At 41.0% G+C, this 18,004-nt stretch carries 17 protein-coding genes; 2 read left to right on the plus strand and 15 right to left on the minus strand.

What is annotated here, in order from left to right; genetic code table 11:
* Positions 1-248: 248 nt before the first annotated feature.
* The 4 genes from AACV32_RS07645 to AACV32_RS07660 all read right to left on the minus strand — a co-directional run bounded on the left by AACV32_RS07645 (position 249) and on the right by AACV32_RS07660 (position 3,987).
* Positions 249-1,022 carry an NERD domain-containing protein gene (locus AACV32_RS07645; protein WP_170895740.1) on the minus strand — a complete coding sequence of 258 codons (774 nt, stop codon included), beginning with the start codon at positions 1,020-1,022 and terminating at the stop codon, positions 249-251.
* A 594-nt stretch (positions 1,023-1,616) separates the two neighbouring features.
* Entirely contained in the window at positions 1,617-2,681 is a 1,065-nt protein-coding gene (locus tag AACV32_RS07650; protein ID WP_017048737.1) for a hypothetical protein, read from the minus strand.
* Positions 2,682-2,825: 144 nt separating this feature from the next.
* Complete coding sequence (locus tag AACV32_RS07655) at positions 2,826-3,425, minus strand: glutathione S-transferase family protein (RefSeq protein ID WP_017050685.1); 600 nt, start codon at positions 3,423-3,425, stop codon at positions 2,826-2,828.
* A 136-nt stretch (positions 3,426-3,561) separates the two neighbouring features.
* Positions 3,562-3,987 carry an N-acetyltransferase gene (locus tag AACV32_RS07660; protein ID WP_017048740.1) on the minus strand — a complete coding sequence of 142 codons (426 nt, stop codon included), beginning with the start codon at positions 3,985-3,987 and terminating at the stop codon, positions 3,562-3,564.
* 225 nt (positions 3,988-4,212) lie between these two features.
* Between AACV32_RS07660 and AACV32_RS07665 the strand changes: the two genes are divergently transcribed.
* Both AACV32_RS07665 and AACV32_RS07670 read left to right on the plus strand, forming a co-directional pair.
* Entirely contained in the window at positions 4,213-4,434 is a 222-nt protein-coding gene (locus tag AACV32_RS07665; RefSeq protein WP_017044326.1) for a TA system antitoxin ParD family protein, read from the plus strand.
* Positions 4,427-4,717 carry a type II toxin-antitoxin system RelE/ParE family toxin gene (locus tag AACV32_RS07670; RefSeq protein WP_017044325.1) on the plus strand — a complete coding sequence of 97 codons (291 nt, stop codon included), beginning with the start codon at positions 4,427-4,429 and terminating at the stop codon, positions 4,715-4,717. The genes AACV32_RS07665 and AACV32_RS07670 overlap by 8 nt, the downstream gene beginning before the upstream one ends.
* Positions 4,718-4,860: 143 nt before the next feature.
* Here the strand turns inward: AACV32_RS07670 and AACV32_RS07675 are convergent, their stop codons facing one another.
* The 11 genes from AACV32_RS07675 to AACV32_RS07730 all read right to left on the minus strand — a co-directional run.
* Positions 4,861-5,286: a bifunctional diaminohydroxyphosphoribosylaminopyrimidine deaminase/5-amino-6-(5-phosphoribosylamino)uracil reductase RibD gene (locus AACV32_RS07675; protein WP_170895741.1), complete on the minus strand. Its 426-nt coding sequence runs from the start codon at positions 5,284-5,286 to the stop codon at positions 4,861-4,863.
* Between the two features lie 1,192 nt (positions 5,287-6,478).
* Positions 6,479-7,009: an ArsR family transcriptional regulator gene (locus AACV32_RS07680; RefSeq protein WP_170895742.1), complete on the minus strand. Its 531-nt coding sequence runs from the start codon at positions 7,007-7,009 to the stop codon at positions 6,479-6,481.
* A gap of 197 nt (positions 7,010-7,206) precedes the next feature.
* Positions 7,207-7,488: a hypothetical protein gene (locus tag AACV32_RS07685; RefSeq protein ID WP_170895745.1), complete on the minus strand. Its 282-nt coding sequence runs from the start codon at positions 7,486-7,488 to the stop codon at positions 7,207-7,209.
* 708 nt (positions 7,489-8,196) lie between these two features.
* Positions 8,197-8,991: a hypothetical protein gene (locus AACV32_RS07690; RefSeq protein WP_170895743.1), complete on the minus strand. Its 795-nt coding sequence runs from the start codon at positions 8,989-8,991 to the stop codon at positions 8,197-8,199.
* Positions 8,992-10,177: 1,186 nt separating this feature from the next.
* Positions 10,178-10,642, minus strand: a complete 465-nt coding sequence (locus AACV32_RS07695; protein ID WP_017048741.1) for a GNAT family N-acetyltransferase — start codon at positions 10,640-10,642, stop codon at positions 10,178-10,180.
* A gap of 1,125 nt (positions 10,643-11,767) precedes the next feature.
* Positions 11,768-12,595, minus strand: a complete 828-nt coding sequence (locus AACV32_RS07700; RefSeq protein WP_017049049.1) for a DUF4393 domain-containing protein — start codon at positions 12,593-12,595, stop codon at positions 11,768-11,770.
* 624 nt (positions 12,596-13,219) lie between these two features.
* A complete protein-coding gene (locus AACV32_RS07705; RefSeq protein ID WP_017050097.1) occupies positions 13,220-13,588 on the minus strand; it encodes a VOC family protein in 369 nt (122 codons plus the stop codon).
* Positions 13,589-13,744: 156 nt separating this feature from the next.
* Positions 13,745-14,197 (minus strand): NUDIX hydrolase, encoded by a 453-nt coding sequence (locus tag AACV32_RS07710; RefSeq protein ID WP_017050098.1) that lies wholly within the window; start codon positions 14,195-14,197, stop codon positions 13,745-13,747.
* Between the two features lie 1,782 nt (positions 14,198-15,979).
* Positions 15,980-16,417, minus strand: coding sequence for a hypothetical protein (locus AACV32_RS07720; protein ID WP_026028952.1), 438 nt, complete (start codon positions 16,415-16,417; stop codon positions 15,980-15,982).
* 604 nt (positions 16,418-17,021) lie between these two features.
* Positions 17,022-17,462 carry a hypothetical protein gene (locus AACV32_RS07725; RefSeq protein ID WP_029190018.1) on the minus strand — a complete coding sequence of 147 codons (441 nt, stop codon included), beginning with the start codon at positions 17,460-17,462 and terminating at the stop codon, positions 17,022-17,024.
* Between the two features lie 308 nt (positions 17,463-17,770).
* Positions 17,771-18,004 (minus strand): hypothetical protein (locus AACV32_RS07730; protein WP_212752766.1); only part of this gene is annotated, 234 nt, incomplete at its 5' end.

The following is an 18,004-nucleotide window of genomic DNA, read 5'->3' on the forward strand; positions in this document are numbered from 1 at the left end:
AAGACGAACTGCTTCTTTGCGGAACTCTTCGGTGTACGCTGGATTACGATGTTTAGCCATAAATCACCTCTCAATTAGACCCTAGATCTAACTTAGCAAAGTGTCTACTGAACGTGGGGTACTCGGCGGTATAACGCCCGCTTAAGTGGTGAGCAACGCGGCCACGACACTCAATTATTACACCGTAAACACCTTAATCAATGCAAACAAAAACCGCCAAGCGTTGCGAATCCGTCTTGAAGCGTTTGTTAGTTGAATTCTTCCACTGACCTACATTTAGGGAAAGAGGAGCAACCCCAAAACTGTTTACCTTTATTTTCGCCACGCTTTGTTTCACGCACCACCATTTCAGAGCCACAACGTGAACATTGCTTTATGTTTTCTTTTGAAGCGACCAGCTCTTTAACATGTTGCCTATGCTTTAAATCTGTAACTATGCCTTTCTTTAGCTTAATTTCATTGATTGCTGCGATAATTTGAGCGTACTCAGTCTCTGAAAATACTGGCTGTATGAACTGCTTAATGTAATCCAAGCAACCTCGTGCGTAAGTAACATTGTTAGGCATCTCAGTTTTAAACATACTATCACCAATAAAAACGATGACCGAGTGCAGCTTAGATGAATCTATGCCCAACAATGATTCAAGGGTTTTAATATGTTTATAATTCTGATGAAGAGGGTTCTGAAATTTAGAAGTATGCCGATAGATTTTTTGAGTCCATTGTTTTTGACTTTTTGAGCCAAAGATCCACCCTTTCATGTTTTTCGTTTCAACAACAAAAATACCGAACTTAGATACAACAACATGGTCGATTTGTGTTGTGCCATCTTCTGTGGGTAAGGTTACATCTTGTACTAACGTGTAGTCTGACTCAGGTAACTGTGACAGCAGTCTGTTTACCAAGAACTCCCCGAACATACCTTTAAACCATCGGCTCTTGAATATCGAAACGAAAAGTAACAGAGGTATGATGTACCAAACTTGAGCTAAAGCACCTGATAGTAATCCTAATATATCCACGAAACTTCCTTATTCAACTAACGCCCGGCTAAGGGGTTGACAACGCATAGCCGAACTCAAAAAACACACTGTAAACACTGAACTTCAATTTTGTACTAAAGCCGCCACGCGTTGGCAATCCCTCTTGAGCCGTTTGTTAGGCCAACCAATTGACACCGACACTTTCACAACCAAAGAACAAGGCTTTTGTAAATTTTAAAACAACTAACCGATTCATTTATAAACCAAAATGCTAAATCAGCAAAGAAACAAAAAAACTCAAATTGAGCGATTTGGAAGAAAAGTGACGAGCGTAGCATGCTCGGCGGACGTTTGGATGCTGAAGGTTATTTTGCCGCTAAATTCTCAACGAAAAGCAACGCAACACGATCAAGAAACAACAAATATGTGATGACGATTTATTGCTTAAGTCCAGCCTGAGAACATGGAATTTACCGCTCAATTTCCTCGTTTTAGCTGATAAAAACTCACCTTGCCTAACGCCCAATTAAGGTGTGAAGCACGCTACCACAGCACTCAATTTGAACACCGCAAACACTAAATTAGACCCAAACCAAAAATGCCAAGCGTGCTGAATCACTCTTAAATTGTTTGTTAGGCAAAATCTTTAACACCGTACTTTTCACTATTCTTTTGCATATTTTCAAGTGTTCCAATTTCAGAATAGTATTTGTGCCCGTGACCCATTTCGATTTCTTTACAAACAATTAAACGCTCGTATGGTTCTCCATTGGGCTCAGAAAAATGGCAAAAGACATGGGGAAAATAGTCATACTCATCACCATCAAAATTGATGGAAACAATGTTGGTAAATGGAATTTCACCTATGAGGAAAACTCTTTCATCACCCTTTTCACTTTTTGAGTTATCACGAAACCTATATGTTCCATCATCACATAGCATAACAGCACCTGCTCTCAAGAAAACTTGAACGCCTCTGTGATAGAGTTGAGCTAACTCAACGCTGAACCAAGGTGAAATACCCTCACTTTCGACGACTTCGGGATAAGACTCAACACGGTCAATATCTCGAATTATAGCTTTTCGACGCAACCCTTCGTTATTAATCCTTTGTATATAATCACTAAGCTGTTTTCTTAAATCTTCTGAGTGCCTTATCTTTGCGGCGCTATTTTCAAAAACTGGCTTAGCGACCTTTCGTTGTTTCGCAAACGGTTTAATCGCATGCACAAGCACCGAAACTAGATCCCTTTTGATTTGGGATTTTTCCGACATATTCTCGGGACTTAAATTGTAGGTGATAGGCCAGCGTTTGTGCGCTAAATCAAATGGAATCTTACCCTCAGGTTCACCAAAAGCGGTATTCATAATATTGATAATCCTACCACTGCCTAATGCGTGCATAGCATAGCCTAATTCAATTAGCACATTGGGGTTCGAAAGAGCTCTACTACTCTCAGAGTGGCAAACGAATGTGATGTCTGCCAGGAACACTTCACAACTTTCTATTTTATTTAGAATCGTAGAGGCGATATCTGGAGATCCGGTAACACCCTTTGTATCGTGATCTTCGCGAATGGGTTCATCTAACTCAAGTTCGCGGTTAATTTGTTTAACCGCAGCTTTCAGACAATCAAGCTGAAAGTGACGATTGAACTTGGCTTCAGTATCACTTTGCCAAGAATAAAAAACTTTCATACTACTTCTCACTAAATTGTTTTGCCTAACGCCCAATTAAGGGGTGAGCAACGCTACCACCCAACCTAACGCATTGTACCGTAAACACTAAAATTGAAGTAGAAGCAAAATGCCAAGCGTTGGGAATCCCTCTTAAATTGTTTGTTATGCTTGTGGTTCTGAAACCACAATACTGTCATTTGCCCTTATGTACATCAAATGCTTGTCGTAAAAGCCGTTTCTCACACAACCATGTTGCAACGCTTTTTTGTAGATTGAAGCCACAAATATATCGGCTACGCTAAAGTCGTTACCCACTGCAAATCCTGACTCACAACAGATCGATGTACTTAACTTTTCTAAGCACCGCATAATCCAGTCACCACGAAGTTCGCGCTTTGACGTCTCATCTAACTCTGGACGCATGAACCTTAATACTGTTCTGTTTTGGGGAGAGTGAATACTGGAGTTTACGTACTCACAAACTCTGCGAATGTGCGTTTTTTCATTGAGACTTTTGCCAAATAAGCCTGGAGTAGGAAATCGTTCTTCCAAATACTCAATAATTGCAATTGATTCAGAAAAAACCGAACCATCGATACAAAGAGATGGAACATATCCAAAAGGATTTATATCTAGGTATGTTGTCGTTAGTTCGTCAGAGCTGATCTCAATTCTATCGTAATGTATACCCTTAAAATTGAGTACCCACTCCACCCTTTCAGAGCTATTCGAGCCTTTTGCGCCATACAGCGAAGCTTCCATATATCCTCCCGAAAAGCATAACGCCGCGTTAAGGGGTGCAGGCACATAATACAAAAGCTACCGCACAGCGACTTAATCACTGAACCCAACGCAAACCGAAAATGCCACGCGTGCCAAATCCCACTTAAACGCTTTGTTATGTGCCCGAACTCATTGTGTACTCTGGGTGTCCCGTATGCTCGTCTAGTTGCTCACTGACGACTGCAAAACCTTGAGACAAATAGAACTGATAACTAGCCTGATTTTCCTTGTATACGGAAAGGCTCAAGATCGCCCTTTGAGCTTTGGCATGACTTAATAACTGCTTACCGATGCCTTTACCCTGAAATTCAGGAAACACGAATATGGCAGCCAAAGTACTTTCATACAGCGCGTAAAAACCAACTATTTTCGACTCAATTTCATAAACGAAGACTTCTGAAGCAGGAATATAAATATTACGCATGTTCTCAACTTGAGATCCCCAGAAGTTCGCCGGGACGAAATCATGCGCTTTAACAGAGGCTTCAAGCCAGATTTCAAGAACCGAATCTAAGTCATGTGAATTGTACTTTCTTATCATTTTCGAACTCTAGATTTCCAAATTTATCGGGGCAACATAACGCCCGGCTAAGGGGTTGACAACGCACTGCCGAACTTAAAAAACACACCGTAAACACTGAATTTCAATTTTATACTAAAGCCGCCACGCGTTGGCAATCCCTCTTGAGCCGTTTGTTATGATTCACCTTGCTACCTTCGTAGCGCCACGCTACAATTATTAAAACTTTAAATGAAGGAGCACATTATGTCTACCGCTAGCATACGCCTTGATCAAGACCTCGTAGATAAAGCCGCTATCATGGCCAAAGCATTGAATCGCACTACACCAAAACAAATTGAACACTGGGCTAAAATTGGGGAAATGATGGAAGATAACCCAGATTTACCTTATGAATTTGTTCGACAAGCCATTATAGCTAAAGCTGAAAAAGAAGCCGGAAAACTTGAGGCATACAACTTTGGCTAATATTACACAGGTTCTTCAAACGCCATCATTCAAGAAAACCGTTAAAAAACTCCACCAAAATCAGAAAGTGGATCTGGACAATGCGGTCAAAGCACTTATCGAAGATCCGCTTTTAGGCGAGCAGAAAAAAGGAGATTTGTCCTTTCTCCGTGTTTATAAATTCAAAATGGTTAAGCAACTCACTCTTCTTGGCTATAGCTATCAAGATGGGACGGTAACTCTTGAACTCATCGCCCTAGGCGCGCATGAAAATTTTTACCGAGATATCAAGATGTTTTACTGAATCCGGGTGAATCATAACGCCCAATTAAGGGGTGAGCAACGCTACCACCCAACCTAACACATTGTACCGTAACCACTAAAATTGAAGTAGAAACAAAAATGCCAAGCGTTGGGAATCCCTCTTAAATTGTTTGTTATATGCCTTTACGACTTACCCAAATATTGCACTAGAAAACTACTGACTTGCTCATAGCAAAGACCAATATCGACCTTAATACCACCCCGCTCTAGTATGGCAATACCTTTACCACTATTGCGTTCATCTGGGTCAAGCATTGAAACGACAACATGTTTGATGCCTGATTTTACTAACGTGTTTGCACAAGCTGGAGTTCGACCGACAAAAGAGCAAGGTTCTAAAGTGACATAAGCAACGACGCCATCAAGAGTTCCATCATAGGAATTCAGTGCTTGTACTTCTGCATGGTTTCCACCAATAGCCTGTGTATAGCCCTCAGAAACCACCGTATCATCTTTGACTAGTACGCAACCAACAGGTGGGTTTGGAGTACAATTAGGTAAGGCATTTCGAGAGATTTCTAATGCTCTCAACATATGTTTTTCTGACATTTTTCCGCATTCCTTGCTCTGGCATATAACGCCCGGCTAAGGGGTTGACAACGCATAGCCGAACTCAAAAAACACACGGTAAACACTGAACTTCAATTTTGTACTAAAGCCGCCACGCGTTGGCAATCCCTCTTGAGCCGTTTGTTAGGCCAACCAATTGACACCGGCACTTTCACAACCAAAGAACAAGGCTTTTGTAAATTTTAAAACAACTAACCGATTCATTTATAAACCAAAATGCTAAATCAGCAAAGAAACAAAAAAACTCAAATTGAGCGATTTGGAAGAAAAGTGACGAGCGTAGCATGCTCGGCGGACGTTTGGATGCCGAAGGTTATTTTGCCGCTAAATTCTCAACGAAAAGCAACGCAACACGATCAAGAAACAACAAATATGTGATGACGATTTATTGCTTAAGTCCAGCCTGAGAACATGGAATTTACCGCTCAATTTCCTCGTTTTAGCTGATAAAAACTCACCTTGCCTAACGCCCAATTAAGTAGCCCGAAACGCTCTGGTTAACCTTCCGCATTGCTCGGCAACACGAAACTCGACGCAAACCAAAAGTGCCACGCGTTGAGGGTCTGCTTGAATTGTTTGTTATGTTTTACCACAAATGACTGATTTATTTGGCAAAGAACTGCGTTGTTAAACGTATTTCAAGAAGTGAATCACAAGCCTAACCTCACTTGGCCGCCAAATGCACGAAACACCAAGCGCGTAATTCCACCTCCCTGCCCAATGAGGCAACCCGACAAACGTTCAACAAGCGCCCTCTCTTTCCAACCACAGCGCAGAACAATGGTAAATTGCCGAGGCAACTGCCAAGCTGACATGTTACTTGGCTAATACGTTCAAAGCGACTTAGAGCCAGTGAGATTTGAAGCCAACTGCCACGACCTGCAAATGAAGCAACGCACGAATATTGGCATGTTTTACGGGCTGAGAAATTCACGAATTTAGGCCGACAATGCGGATTTGCTGAGGCAACTCGAACGAATGGCTAAAGGGACAAAGAACAGAGATCGAAGAGTTTTTAAGCCATTGAAATACAAGTAAACATAACGCCCGCTTAAGGGGCAGCCAACGCTACTACTGAGCTTCCGCATAACACCGTAATCACAAAAACCAACGCATAGTAAAAATGCCACGCGTTGGCTGTCCCTCTTGAAGCGTTTGTTATGTTTGTACTTCAAACGATTGCAAATCTACCAGTTAGCTTATCTAGCTTTATAATTTTGTCTTCACGAAGTTGTTGAATGAGCTCTTTGACTAAACTTGGCGGATAACCCGTTTTTTCACTAAGTATACTGGTCCCAGTAAAACCCTCTTTAATATATTCAAGAATGCATTCACGCTCGGCTTGATACAAGTTCCTTTCAATTGATTTATTTAAGGCTTGTTGTAGCTTATGCATTTCATCTTTCGAGTAATTTTCGAACTGACTAGCTTCACGGCTAAAAAAGTAATCAACAGAACGCTGAACCTTCAGGGCAGTTAAAAACTTATCTTCGTCTCTCCAGTCACTAGGAGCATACAAAACCAATGGTTTAAAAACTAAGACAAGGAAAAACAATATCACAAGAAGCACTGGAAACCAGATTACAAACTGTACGAACTTAACCTGTATTTCTGGGGGGAGAGCGACTAATGCTACAGTCGCAAAACTCTCAGCTATACCCGAAAATATAGCTATTATCGTTAAGGGATTGCTCACTTTCATCTATAGTAAACCTCTAAAAACATAACGCCCGGCTAAGGGGTTGACAACGCATAGCCGAACTCAAAAAACACACCGTAAACACTGAACTTCAATTTTGTACTAAAGCCGCCACGCGTTGGCAATCCCTCTTGAGCCGTTTGTTATATTTTCATTCTCTACACTAACGTGACCGACTGTTTAGGATTGCCGACAAACCATTAACAAACTGATATTTCTTGCTTTTCCAAAACTGTAGCAGCTTCCGCACGCTCAATGATTTTTAACAATACAGATTGAATCGCTTCGTCTTCGCGGGCATCTTTGTCACTTGTAAAACGTTGTATTTGGGGATCGGCATTCTCTTCAGGTAAAAAGGTGATAACGACTTCGGTCGCTAAGTCCGTCGTTTTACCGAAATACTCTAATGATATTTGCGGATAACCTTTGAAACCTCTTTGTACTCGTTTCAATATGCGTTTTTTCGCTTTATCCACGTTCATCATGAATCCTTTTGGTTGCTGAACTTAAAAAAATATAACGCCCGGCTAAGGGGTTGGCAACGCACCGCCGAACTCAAAAAACACACCGTAAACACTGAACTTCAATTTTGCACTAAAGTCGCCAAGCGTTGGCAATCCCTCTTGAGCCGCTTGTTAGCTGTTGCACTTTAGCCGGAGATTGACTACCCAATAGCTTAATTTAAAACACATTATTGCTTTCAAGCGACAAAGTAAAACGGACAACTGAGAAACTAAAACCTAACCCACGAAACGCACTTGGCAAAGAAGAAATAACAGGAAAACTTGACAAGCTTCTAGAACTTAAATTTACAAAGAATTCTTTCGAAGAAGCCAACAACCAAATGCGCAAAATCCATTTAAACGCGAAAGAGCTTCAAAACCAAAGAAGCCACACCAAAGAAATAAACAAACACACCACTTCCCGTAAACAGACTTCGGTTAGTTCAAGCACTTCACGAACAGTGCCACTGGCGAGATACGAGGAAAAGTGCTGACTTTCAGGTGTAAAGCTAGAGCCTCAGACTAAGAAAAATAAGCGCTTAATTTTATGGTTTTTCTTAACCTTAGCTAACGCCCAATTAAGGGGTGAACAACGCCTCCCCAAAACCTAAAGCATTGTGCCATAAACACTAAATTTGAAGTAGAATCAAAACTGCCAAGCGTTGTGAATCCCTCTTAAATTGCTTGTTATATTTTTTCATCAATATCGACGTTTATAACACGCTTACTATCCAATGCATTAATCAAGGTTAATTTACTTTTGTCACCAGATTGGCAACTCATAACTTCAGAAAAAATGCCAGATATACTCAATTTATTATTAATATCTGATGACTTAACCGCTGAAAAGCCATAACCGTTGTATAGAAAAACATAACTTTCATTCGTTATCTTCCTCATTTTCTTGAGCTGGTCATAGACCCTAGGCAATTCAAGTACATTTTTGCTTAGATCAGGAGTTTTTTTTGCTTGGATTATAATTGTTTTTACCACTCTATTTCCGTATCTATCTCTTAGATCAAAAATAAAACCTAAGTCAGCTCCATTTATAGGTTCCTTAGTTCGAGAAGAATATGTTTGAAAAGAAATTGTGACACTATCATCATCAATAGAATGATCGTCGTTCAATAAAGTAGCTAACGCACTAGTGACCTCATCCTCTGATGCGTAGCTCCCATAATTTCGAATCACTTTCTTTAATGAACTTTCCACCGATTTTGATACGTATTCTATTAGTTCTTGAGATAGGTTTACTAAGGCAGATTCATCATAATTTTCATAAAGCTTTTCCTTAAGCCTTGCCTGAATCTCTAAATCCTTTGTATACGCTATATTTTTATTGACTGTAATCGAACCATCAAAAGGTGAGTATTTTATTGTAAGAACCTTCTGCGCTCTTAATCTATCTTTATAATCAAGCTCGTTTTCTGAGTACAGCTTATCCTCAAGAAGGTAGTAACCGATTTCTTTATCAAAGTTCACTAGCATTCCTCGTATTTTAATTTGAAATATAACGCCCAATTAAGTGGTGAACAACGCACTGGCCAAGCCGCCGCATTGCACCGTAAAACACTTTACCTAACGCATAGTAAAACTGCCACGCGTTGAGAATCCACTTGAATTGCTTGTTATGTGAATTTTACCGTGAATTCAAAGTAAACCACCGTAGAAACGAAGGAATTTGAATAAGTTACGTACAAAAACGATGTTTACCAAAAACCTAAATTTCACAGCGATCTTAGCCAAAGAGAGCCACTTACAGAATCAACAACAAAGAAAGCGCCCTTTCAGCAACCGCTAAATTTTCTGCGTCACCAGATTTTCAGAGCTGAATGTCAGCAAGAAAACCAGTCAAAAGGACATTTCAATTAAAGCGATTTGAAACTGACTAAACTCAACACAAGCCAGATCCAAAACTTAATTGAGGCAACCCAAGAACCTTGAAAACGATCAACTTCAGAAGTTCCACAAAATCATTTCGGCCAAGTCAACTTGCCGAAAACACGGAACGAATTTTCAATGAAATCGTAGCTTTGACCTAAAAAACTGACCAAACACATAACGCCCGGCTAAGGGGTTGACAACGCACTGCCGAACTCAAAAAACACACTGTAAACACTGAACTTCAATTTTGCACTAAAACCGCCAAGCGTTGGCAATCCCTCTTGAGCCGTTTGTTATGCAAATTCAATAAGATAAACTGACTTTACTCGATCAAAAACCACGATTGCAATGGTTGAGTGATTCAAGAACAAACCCAAGCCAGAGCCGTAATAAATAAGCCGCCAAAACAAAGTCCACCTTTCAACAACAAACCAAGCTTTTGAATGAGACAAACTCAACGAGCGAAAACTTCAGCAAAAGCAAAATGATCGATTAACTTGCCCTTTCCACACTTTGCGCGCGCTAAATTCACAACAAACCAGCACCAAAACTCATTGAGGCAAACAAAGAACTTTGCCTGTTTTACGGCTTGAGTTAACCAAGAATTTGAGGGTAAAAAAGCTCATTTGCCGACAACACAAAACGAATGGCCGGAGAAATCCCAAAAGATTGAACCCCTAAATTTACCTGAGTTGCATAACGCCGCGTTAAGGTGTGACAAACGTTTGCCATACTTGAGCGAAGCGAAACCGGCAAGCGTTTGGAATCACTCTTAAACGCTTTGTTAGCTGAATTTTTCCATAACAAAGTTCTGCAGTTTTTGGCCCCGAACTTCTATCGCTTGCTCTTTTACAACCTTAAAACCAAATTTTTCGTAGAAAGGGCGAGCTGTAATACTGACCTCAGAACAATACTTGGTAATGCCGCGAGATTTACCAACTTTTAAAACGTGCTCCATAAGACAACGTGCAACGCCTTTGCCTTGGTAGTCATGATGACAAAAGAAATGATCGATTAAACCACTTTCTTGAAGGTCAGCATAACCAACAATGACACCCTCTATTTCTGCAATAAAAGGTGAAATAGCGTTTAGTTTATTCTTCCATATCTTGCGGTCGAAATTATCTGGTGCCCAAGCCTCAACTTGCTCTTGGGAATAGTCTCGTCGATTCACGTTACGAACTGTATGATAAAAAAGCTTCCACAACTCACTTGCGTCAGAATCTTCGTATTTTCTAATTTTGATCATGCTACTTATACCAACATTCAGCTAACGCCCGGCTAAGGGGTTGACAACGCACCGCCGAACTCAAAAAAGCACACTGTAAACACTGAACTTCAATTTTGTACTAAAGTCGCCAAGCGTTGGCAATCCCTCTTGAGCCGTTTGTTATGTTGAGATCACATTACTATCTAATTCGCCACACGTACTGCACACGACTTTACCCTTGCTAATATTCCCTGAGCAATTAGGGCACGATCGTTCGGGCAAACTAGGATCATAGTAAGTATCAAGCCTCTTGCACTCACTACCATCTTGCTGAGCACAACTTGCAGACTTATCTTTTGACATAGAGAACACAGCTAGCAATAAGAAACCTATACCACCCAAAATAATTATTAGGAATATAGCTAGTGGTAAAATGCCTGACATTGCAAGAAACTCTATAATCCCCTGATTTTTACTCATATGACCTCGTAGTAGCTTGAGACAAATAGCGACATAACGCCCGGCTAAGGGGTTGACAACGCATAGCCGAACTCAAAAAACACACTGTAAACACTGAACTTCAATTTTGCACTAAAGTCGCCAAGCGTTGGCAATCCCTCTTGAGCCGTTTGTTATGCAAATTCAATAAGATAAACCGACTTTACACGACCAAAAGCCACCATTGCAATGGTTGAGTGATTCAAGAATCAACCCAAGTAGGAGCCGTGATAAATAAGCCGCGAAAACAAAGTCCACCTTTCAGCAACAAACCAAGCTTTTGAATGAGACAAACTCACCGAGCAAGACTTTCAGCAATTGTGAAATGATCGAATAACTTGCCCTTTCCACACTTTGCGCCCACTAAACTGACAACACGCCAGCGCTAAAACCGATTGAGGCAAACAAAGAACTTTGCCTATTTTACGGTTTGAGTTAACCATAAATTTGAAGGCGAAAATGCTTATTTGCCGACAGCTCAAACGAATGGCCGAAGAAATCCCAAAAGATTGAACCCTTAAATTTACCTGAGTTGCATAACGCCCAATTAAGGGGTGAACAACGCCGCCACCCACACCTAAAGCATTGTGCCATAAACACTAAATTTGAAGTAGAAGCAAAAATGCCGAGCGTTGTGAATCCCTCTTAAATTGCTTGTTAGAAGAATCATTTCGCTCGATGATCAACAACACAAGTGTCGATAAACTGACGACCTAAATCGGTAACTAGAGCTGCTGTTTTTTTGATCTCAGAAACTCTATCTTCTTGTTTATCTATACCTTTGGTGATGCTCTCAACTGCAGGGTGAGCGATTATATCGTCATAAACTCCTTGATCTAGAAGCTGATTATTATCGGGGATATCTACGATACCCAAACGAATTAAATTGTCCCAATATGAAGGGATTAAGCTTAGATTCTGCAGTTCTAACTGTTCACCGAGGTTAGTGAAGTACCTATACTCTAGTCTTCCTCCCGATTTATCTTTGCGATTGTTTTTTATGTTGATAATGGGAGCTGCATTTGATGTCTTGAAGTATGTAAGCAACTTAGCTTCATCGGGAGACAATTGTTTAATTATTTCCACAAAAGAAGGATGAGCTTTATGTGTTGTATTTTTATCCATACTTGATGCGATTAAGTTCGCATAAAGTTCCTTTAACTCTTCAATACAGCCCGTGTACTTTAGTGATTCAAGTGCAGGGCCTGCTACGTTTGGTGGTGGAGAAACAATATCTTCATCTTTTACACCTGAGAGTTTTTCAGACACTTTTGTATCGACGAAATCTTTTATTTTGTCATACCCCCAGACCAATGCAGAGACAGGAGCTAGCGCTACATTGACGGTTTTTGCAACTGTCCCAAGAGCTTTTCCAATTTCTTTCGCTGCAGGTTGCAGTGCGTCTTCATAAACTGGTACAGCTTTAGCTAACCCTGCTACGGCATTAATTGTACCTTCAACATTGCTCTCATTGTTGTTACTCGAATCGCTCATAATTTACACCTCATTTTTATTCTTCTAACGCCCGGCTAAGGGGTTGACAACGCACCGCCGAACTCAAAAAACACACCGTAAACTCTGAACTTCAATTTTGCACTAAAGCCGCCACGCGTTGACAATCCCTCTTGAGCCGTTTGTTAGGCCAACCAATTGACACCGACACTTTCACAACCAAAGAACGAGATTTTTTGTGAATTTTAAACCAACTAACCGATTCATTTATAAACCAAAATGCTAAATCAGCAAAGAAACAAAAAAACTCAAATTGAGCGGTTTGGAAGAAAAGTGGCGAGCGTAGCATGCTCGGCGGACGTTTGGATGCTGAAGGTTATTTTGCCGCTGAATTCACAGCGATAACCAACCCAACGCGATCAAGAAACAACAAATATGTGATGACTATTTATTGCTTAAGTTCAGCCATGAGAACATGGAATTTACCACTCAATTTCAACTCGTTTTAGCTGATAAAAACTCACATTGCCTAACGCCGCGTTAAGGGGCGCAGGCACGCAATACAAAAGCTACCGCATAGTGCCGTAACCACTAAACCCAACGCAAATTGAAAATGCCACGCGTGCTAAGTCCCGCTTTAACGCTTTGTTATATGCGTTGTTTTAACTACATAAAGACTGCTTCAACTTTGTTTCCATCAGCATCGCGGACAAATGCCGCATAGTAAGTCTCACCGTACTCTGGACGTAAGCCAGGCTTACCTGCACACGAGCCTCCAAGCTCTAATGCAGCAGCATAAAACAGGTCAACAGCTTCTTTACTTGGCGCATTGAAAGCGATGTGAGTTCCGTTACCAGAAGAAGCTCCATTTTCACATGGACAACCTACCCAAAACTCAAAATTCTCACCGTAGGCAGCCGCCACATTTTCAATGTAATGCGAACGCTTTACCGATAATGCGGATAGAACTGAATCGTAAAAAGCCACAGCAGATGCCACATTTGAAACACCAACTGAGACGTGATTTAGAATCATTTTAAGCTCCTTTTTACTCACAGATTTTGAAAGCATATAACGCCCGGCTAAGGGGTTGACAACGCACCGCCGAACTCAAAAAAACACACCGTAAACACTGAACTTCAATTTTGCACTAAAGTCGCCAAGCGTTGGCAATCCCTCTTGAGCCGTTTGTTAGCCGACATCTACACGATAGAGTGCATTAGCTGGCTTTTCTACGAAATACGACCAAACATGCTTATACACTTCGTGTTGGTTTGGAAATGGAGCCAATCCAAGAGCTTCCTCTAAACTGCACCACTTATACTCTGTATGTTCTTCATTTAAAACCACCCCTTGCTCTGGTGGGCACATCACTACGAAAACAGGTATGAGCTGAATAACATTAACACTGGCTTCGTAGAATTGTTCTAGAAACTGAGCATTATATAGGGGGGAAGCCTCAATTTGTGTTTCTTCTCTGAACTCTCGAGTGATGGCGTCAATGCCTGTTTCGCCTTGTTCAATTGAACCTGCAACATGACACCAGAAGCCACCTTTTACTCGCTTCATAAGCAGAAGCTTCATTTCACCATCAATTTCCGAGACTGCCACCCCTGAAACAACAGATGAATTTAATGGAATCATATTTACCTCTGAATTTGAAATTTTCGCTTGTCGGCTAACGCCCGGCTAAGGGGTTGACAACGCACCGCCGAACTCAAAAAACACACCGTAAACACTGAACTGCAATTTTGCACTAAAGCCGCCACGCGTTGACAATCCCTCTTGAGCCGTTTGTTAGCTGCTGCACTCTAGCCGGAGATTGACTACCCAAAGGCCTAATTTAAAACACATTATTGCTTTCAAGCGGCAAAGTAAAACGGACAACGGAGAAACTAAAACCTAACCCACGAAACGCACTTGGCAAAGAAGAAATAACCGAGAAACTGACGAGCTTCTAGGACTTAAATTTACAAAGAATTCTTTCGAAGAAGCCAACAACCAAGTGCGCGAAATCCATTTAAGCGCAAAAGAGCTTCAAAACCAAAGAAGCCACACCAAAGAAATAAACAAACACACCACTTCCCGTAAACAGACTTCGGTTAGTTCAACCGCTTCACGAACAGTGCCACTGGCGAGATACGCGGAAAAATGATGACTTTCAGGTGTAAAGCTAGAACCTCAGACTAAGAAAAATAAGCGCTTAATTTTATGGTTTTTCTTAACCTCAGCTAACGCCCGGCTAAGGGGTTGACAACGCACCACCGAACTAAAAAAAACATACTGTAAACACTGAACTTCAATTTTGCACTAAAGTCGCCAAGCGTTGGCAATCCCTCTTGAGCCGTTTGTTAGCTGCTGCACTTTAGCCGAAGATTGACTACCCAACGGCCTAATTTAAAACACATTATTGTTTTCAAGCGACAAAGTAAAACGGACAACTGAGAAACTAAAACCTAACCCACGAAACGTACTTGGCAAAGAAGAAATAATAGGAAAACTGACGAGCTTCTAAGACTTCAATTTACAAAGAATTCTTTCGAAGAAGCCAACAACCAAGTGCGCAAAACCCATTTAGGCGCAAAAGAGTTTCAAAACCAAAGAAGCCACACCAAAGAAATAAACAAACACACCACTTCCCGTAAACAGACTTCGGTTAGTTCAACCGCTTCACGAACAGTGCCACTGGCGAGATACGCGGAAAAGTGCTGACTTTCAGGTGTAAAGCTAGAGCCTCAGACTAAGAAAAATAAACGCTTAATTTTATGGTTTTTCTTAACCTCAGCTAACGCTCGGTTAAGGGGCTGACAACGCAAAAACACTAAACCTAAAATAACAACCGTAATCACAAATGCCGATTTGAACAAAAACCGCCACGCGTTGGCAGTCCCTCTTTAACCGTTTGTTATGCAAATTCAATGAGATAAACTGACTTTACACGACCAAAAGCCACAATTGCAATGGTTGAGTGATTCAAGAATCAACCCAAGTAAGAACTGTGATAAATGAGCCGCCAAAACAAAGTCCACCTTTCAGCGACAAACCAAGCTTTTGAATGAGACAAACTCACCGAGCAAGACCTTCAGCAAATGCGAAATGATCGATTAGCTTGCCCTTTCCGCACTTTGCGCCCGCTAATTCAACAGCGCACCGGCGCTAAAACTGATTGAGGCAAACAAAGAATCTTGCTTGTTTTACGGCTTGAGTTAGCCACGAATTTGAGGGTAAAAATACTCATTTGCCGACAACACAAAACGAATAGCCGGAGAAATCACAAAAGATTGAACCCCTAAATTTACCTGAGTTGCATAACGCCCTGTTAAGGTGTGAGCAACGCAATACCAATGCCGCCGCATACCACCTTAAACACTAAACGCAACGCATAGTAAAAATGCCAAGCGTTGCGAATCACTCTTAAACAGATTGTTATACGAATGATGGTGCTACTGTAGGAGACATGATAGTTATGATTTCCACAGTATCATTATTTGCCGAGTGTTGAACGTGCAGGACATGATTTTCGTAATCGTATCGCTCCCAGCAACCAACCTGTTTACCCATAAGTGATTTCGTCACCGTATTTTGAATATGATCTGGCTTACCAAGTATGCTAAGCACCATTTCGCGAGATGTCTGTTGTTTAATGCCAATAAACTCACTATAGCCTTTGTCCATATACAGGAAGATGGTTTCCACAGAGTCTTCTGCATTGAGTAACATCTCCCAAGTTCCATCCTTGGCTGCAATATAATACTCCTGCTCATCATCATTCTCTGAGAAGTCGTATATTTCTTGTCTTTCGCTACAGTCGACAAGCGTTTTGATTTGATTATATTTTTGACCTAGTAGCTCTAATGGCTCCACAATTCCCTCCATTCGTATAACGCCCGGCTAAGGGGTTGACAACGCATTGCCGAACTCAAAAAATACACCGTAATCACTGAACTTCAATTTTGCACTAAAGTCGCCAAGCGTTGGCAATCCCTCTTGAGCCGTTTGTTAGGCCAACCGATTGACAACGACATTTTCAAAACCAAAGAACGAGCTTTTTTGTAAATTTGAAGCAAATTAAACCATTCATTTATAAACCAAAACGCTGAATCAGCAAAGAAACAAAAAAACTCAAATTGAGCGGTTTGGAAGAAAAGTGACGAGCGTAGCATGCTCGGCGGACGTTTGGATGCTGAAGGTTATTTCAGCGCTAAATTCACAACGAAAAGCAACCCAACACGATCAAGAAACAACAAATATGTGATGACGATTTATTGCTTAAGTCCAGCCATGAGAACATGGAATTCGCCGTTCAATTCAAACTCGATTTAGCTGATAAAAACTCACCTTGCCTAACGCCAGGTTAAGGGGTTGACAACGCACCACTTAACTCAAAAAACACGCCGTAAACACTGAATTTCAATTTTGAACTAAAGTCGACGAGCGTTGGCAATCCCTCTTTAACCGTTTGTTATGCTTATTTTTTGAGCTTCACAACTTCACCACTCAATGCAACTCCAGCCATTACGGCTCCAGCACCACATTGAAAAGTATCGTTGCTTGAAGTGAGGTTATTTTTGTAATTTGATTTGATATTAACTACTGCATTTCCACCCTCTTTTATCGCTCTGTCTTTAAGAGCAATCATGGCGGAAAGAAAAACCCAATTGCACGCTTCTTCATCTGTTTTATTGAAAGCGTTCGTTTTTTTACTGGTTTTAAATTCACCTAATTCTTTGAGAACTTTGCCGTAACTCTGCTCGCCAAAGTAAAATGAAACTTCAGTGCCTAATTTAGATTTAGCCACTTCAGAGCTCATTGCCTTTGTAATCGAATAATTACCCACATCATCTCTAGCAAAAGTGTTAGATGAGAAGAAAGCCAGTGATGAAAGAGCTAGAATTGTTAATTTTTTCATTGTGATAAATTCCAAAATAGTTTGATTGTGACTAGAGCATAACGCCCGGCTAAGGGGTTGACAACGCATAGCCGAACTCAAAAAACACACTGTAAACGCTGAACTTCAATTTTGCACCAAAGCCGCCAAGCGTTGGCAATCCCTCTTGAGCCGTTTGTTATGAAAATTCAATAAGATAAACTGACTTTACTCGATCAAAAGCCACGATTGCAATGGTTGAGTGATTCAAGAACCAACCCAAGTAAGAACCGTGATAAATAAGCAGCCAAAACAAAGCCCACCTTTCAGCAACCAACCAAGCTTTTGAATCAGACAAACTCAACAAGCAAGACTTTCAGCAAGTGCAAAATGCTCGAATAACTTGCTCTTTCCACACTTTGCGCACGCTGAATTGGCAACAAACCAGCACCAAAACGACCCTGTAAATAATTCTGTGTAACTGTCAGGGTTACATGTATTGAGTGAGTCGGTCTTCGAACATAATCATAAAGCGGTTTAGAGCTTGTCGCCAGTTTCTGATCGGCATCGTCCATTTCTTGGAA

Origin of the sequence: Vibrio sp. B7, from assembly GCF_963888765.1 — a bacterium.
In the GTDB taxonomy this organism is placed as follows: Bacteria; Pseudomonadota; Gammaproteobacteria; order Enterobacterales; family Vibrionaceae; genus Vibrio; species Vibrio anguillarum.

Bases quoted from the DNA above. Each gene is read 5' to 3' on its own strand.
- AACV32_RS07650 (WP_017048737.1), bottom strand. From the start codon at position 2,681: ATGAAAGTTTTTTATTCTTGGCAAAGTGATACTGAAGCCAAGTTCAAT.
- AACV32_RS07655 (WP_017050685.1), bottom strand. From the start codon at position 3,425: ATGGAAGCTTCGCTGTATGGCGCAAAAGGCTCGAATAGCTCTGAAAGG.
- AACV32_RS07660 (WP_017048740.1), bottom strand. From the start codon at position 3,987: ATGATAAGAAAGTACAATTCACATGACTTAGATTCGGTTCTTGAAATC.
- AACV32_RS07665 (WP_017044326.1), top strand. From the start codon at position 4,213: ATGTCTACCGCTAGCATACGCCTTGATCAAGACCTCGTAGATAAAGCC.
- AACV32_RS07675 (WP_170895741.1), bottom strand. From the start codon at position 5,286: ATGTCAGAAAAACATATGTTGAGAGCATTAGAAATCTCTCGAAATGCC.
- AACV32_RS07680 (WP_170895742.1), bottom strand. From the start codon at position 7,009: ATGAAAGTGAGCAATCCCTTAACGATAATAGCTATATTTTCGGGTATA.
- AACV32_RS07685 (WP_170895745.1), bottom strand. From the start codon at position 7,488: ATGAACGTGGATAAAGCGAAAAAACGCATATTGAAACGAGTACAAAGA.
- AACV32_RS07695 (WP_017048741.1), bottom strand. From the start codon at position 10,642: ATGATCAAAATTAGAAAATACGAAGATTCTGACGCAAGTGAGTTGTGG.
- AACV32_RS07700 (WP_017049049.1), bottom strand. From the start codon at position 12,595: ATGAGCGATTCGAGTAACAACAATGAGAGCAATGTTGAAGGTACAATT.
- AACV32_RS07705 (WP_017050097.1), bottom strand. From the start codon at position 13,588: ATGATTCTAAATCACGTCTCAGTTGGTGTTTCAAATGTGGCATCTGCT.
- AACV32_RS07710 (WP_017050098.1), bottom strand. From the start codon at position 14,197: ATGATTCCATTAAATTCATCTGTTGTTTCAGGGGTGGCAGTCTCGGAA.
- AACV32_RS07725 (WP_029190018.1), bottom strand. From the start codon at position 17,462: ATGAAAAAATTAACAATTCTAGCTCTTTCATCACTGGCTTTCTTCTCA.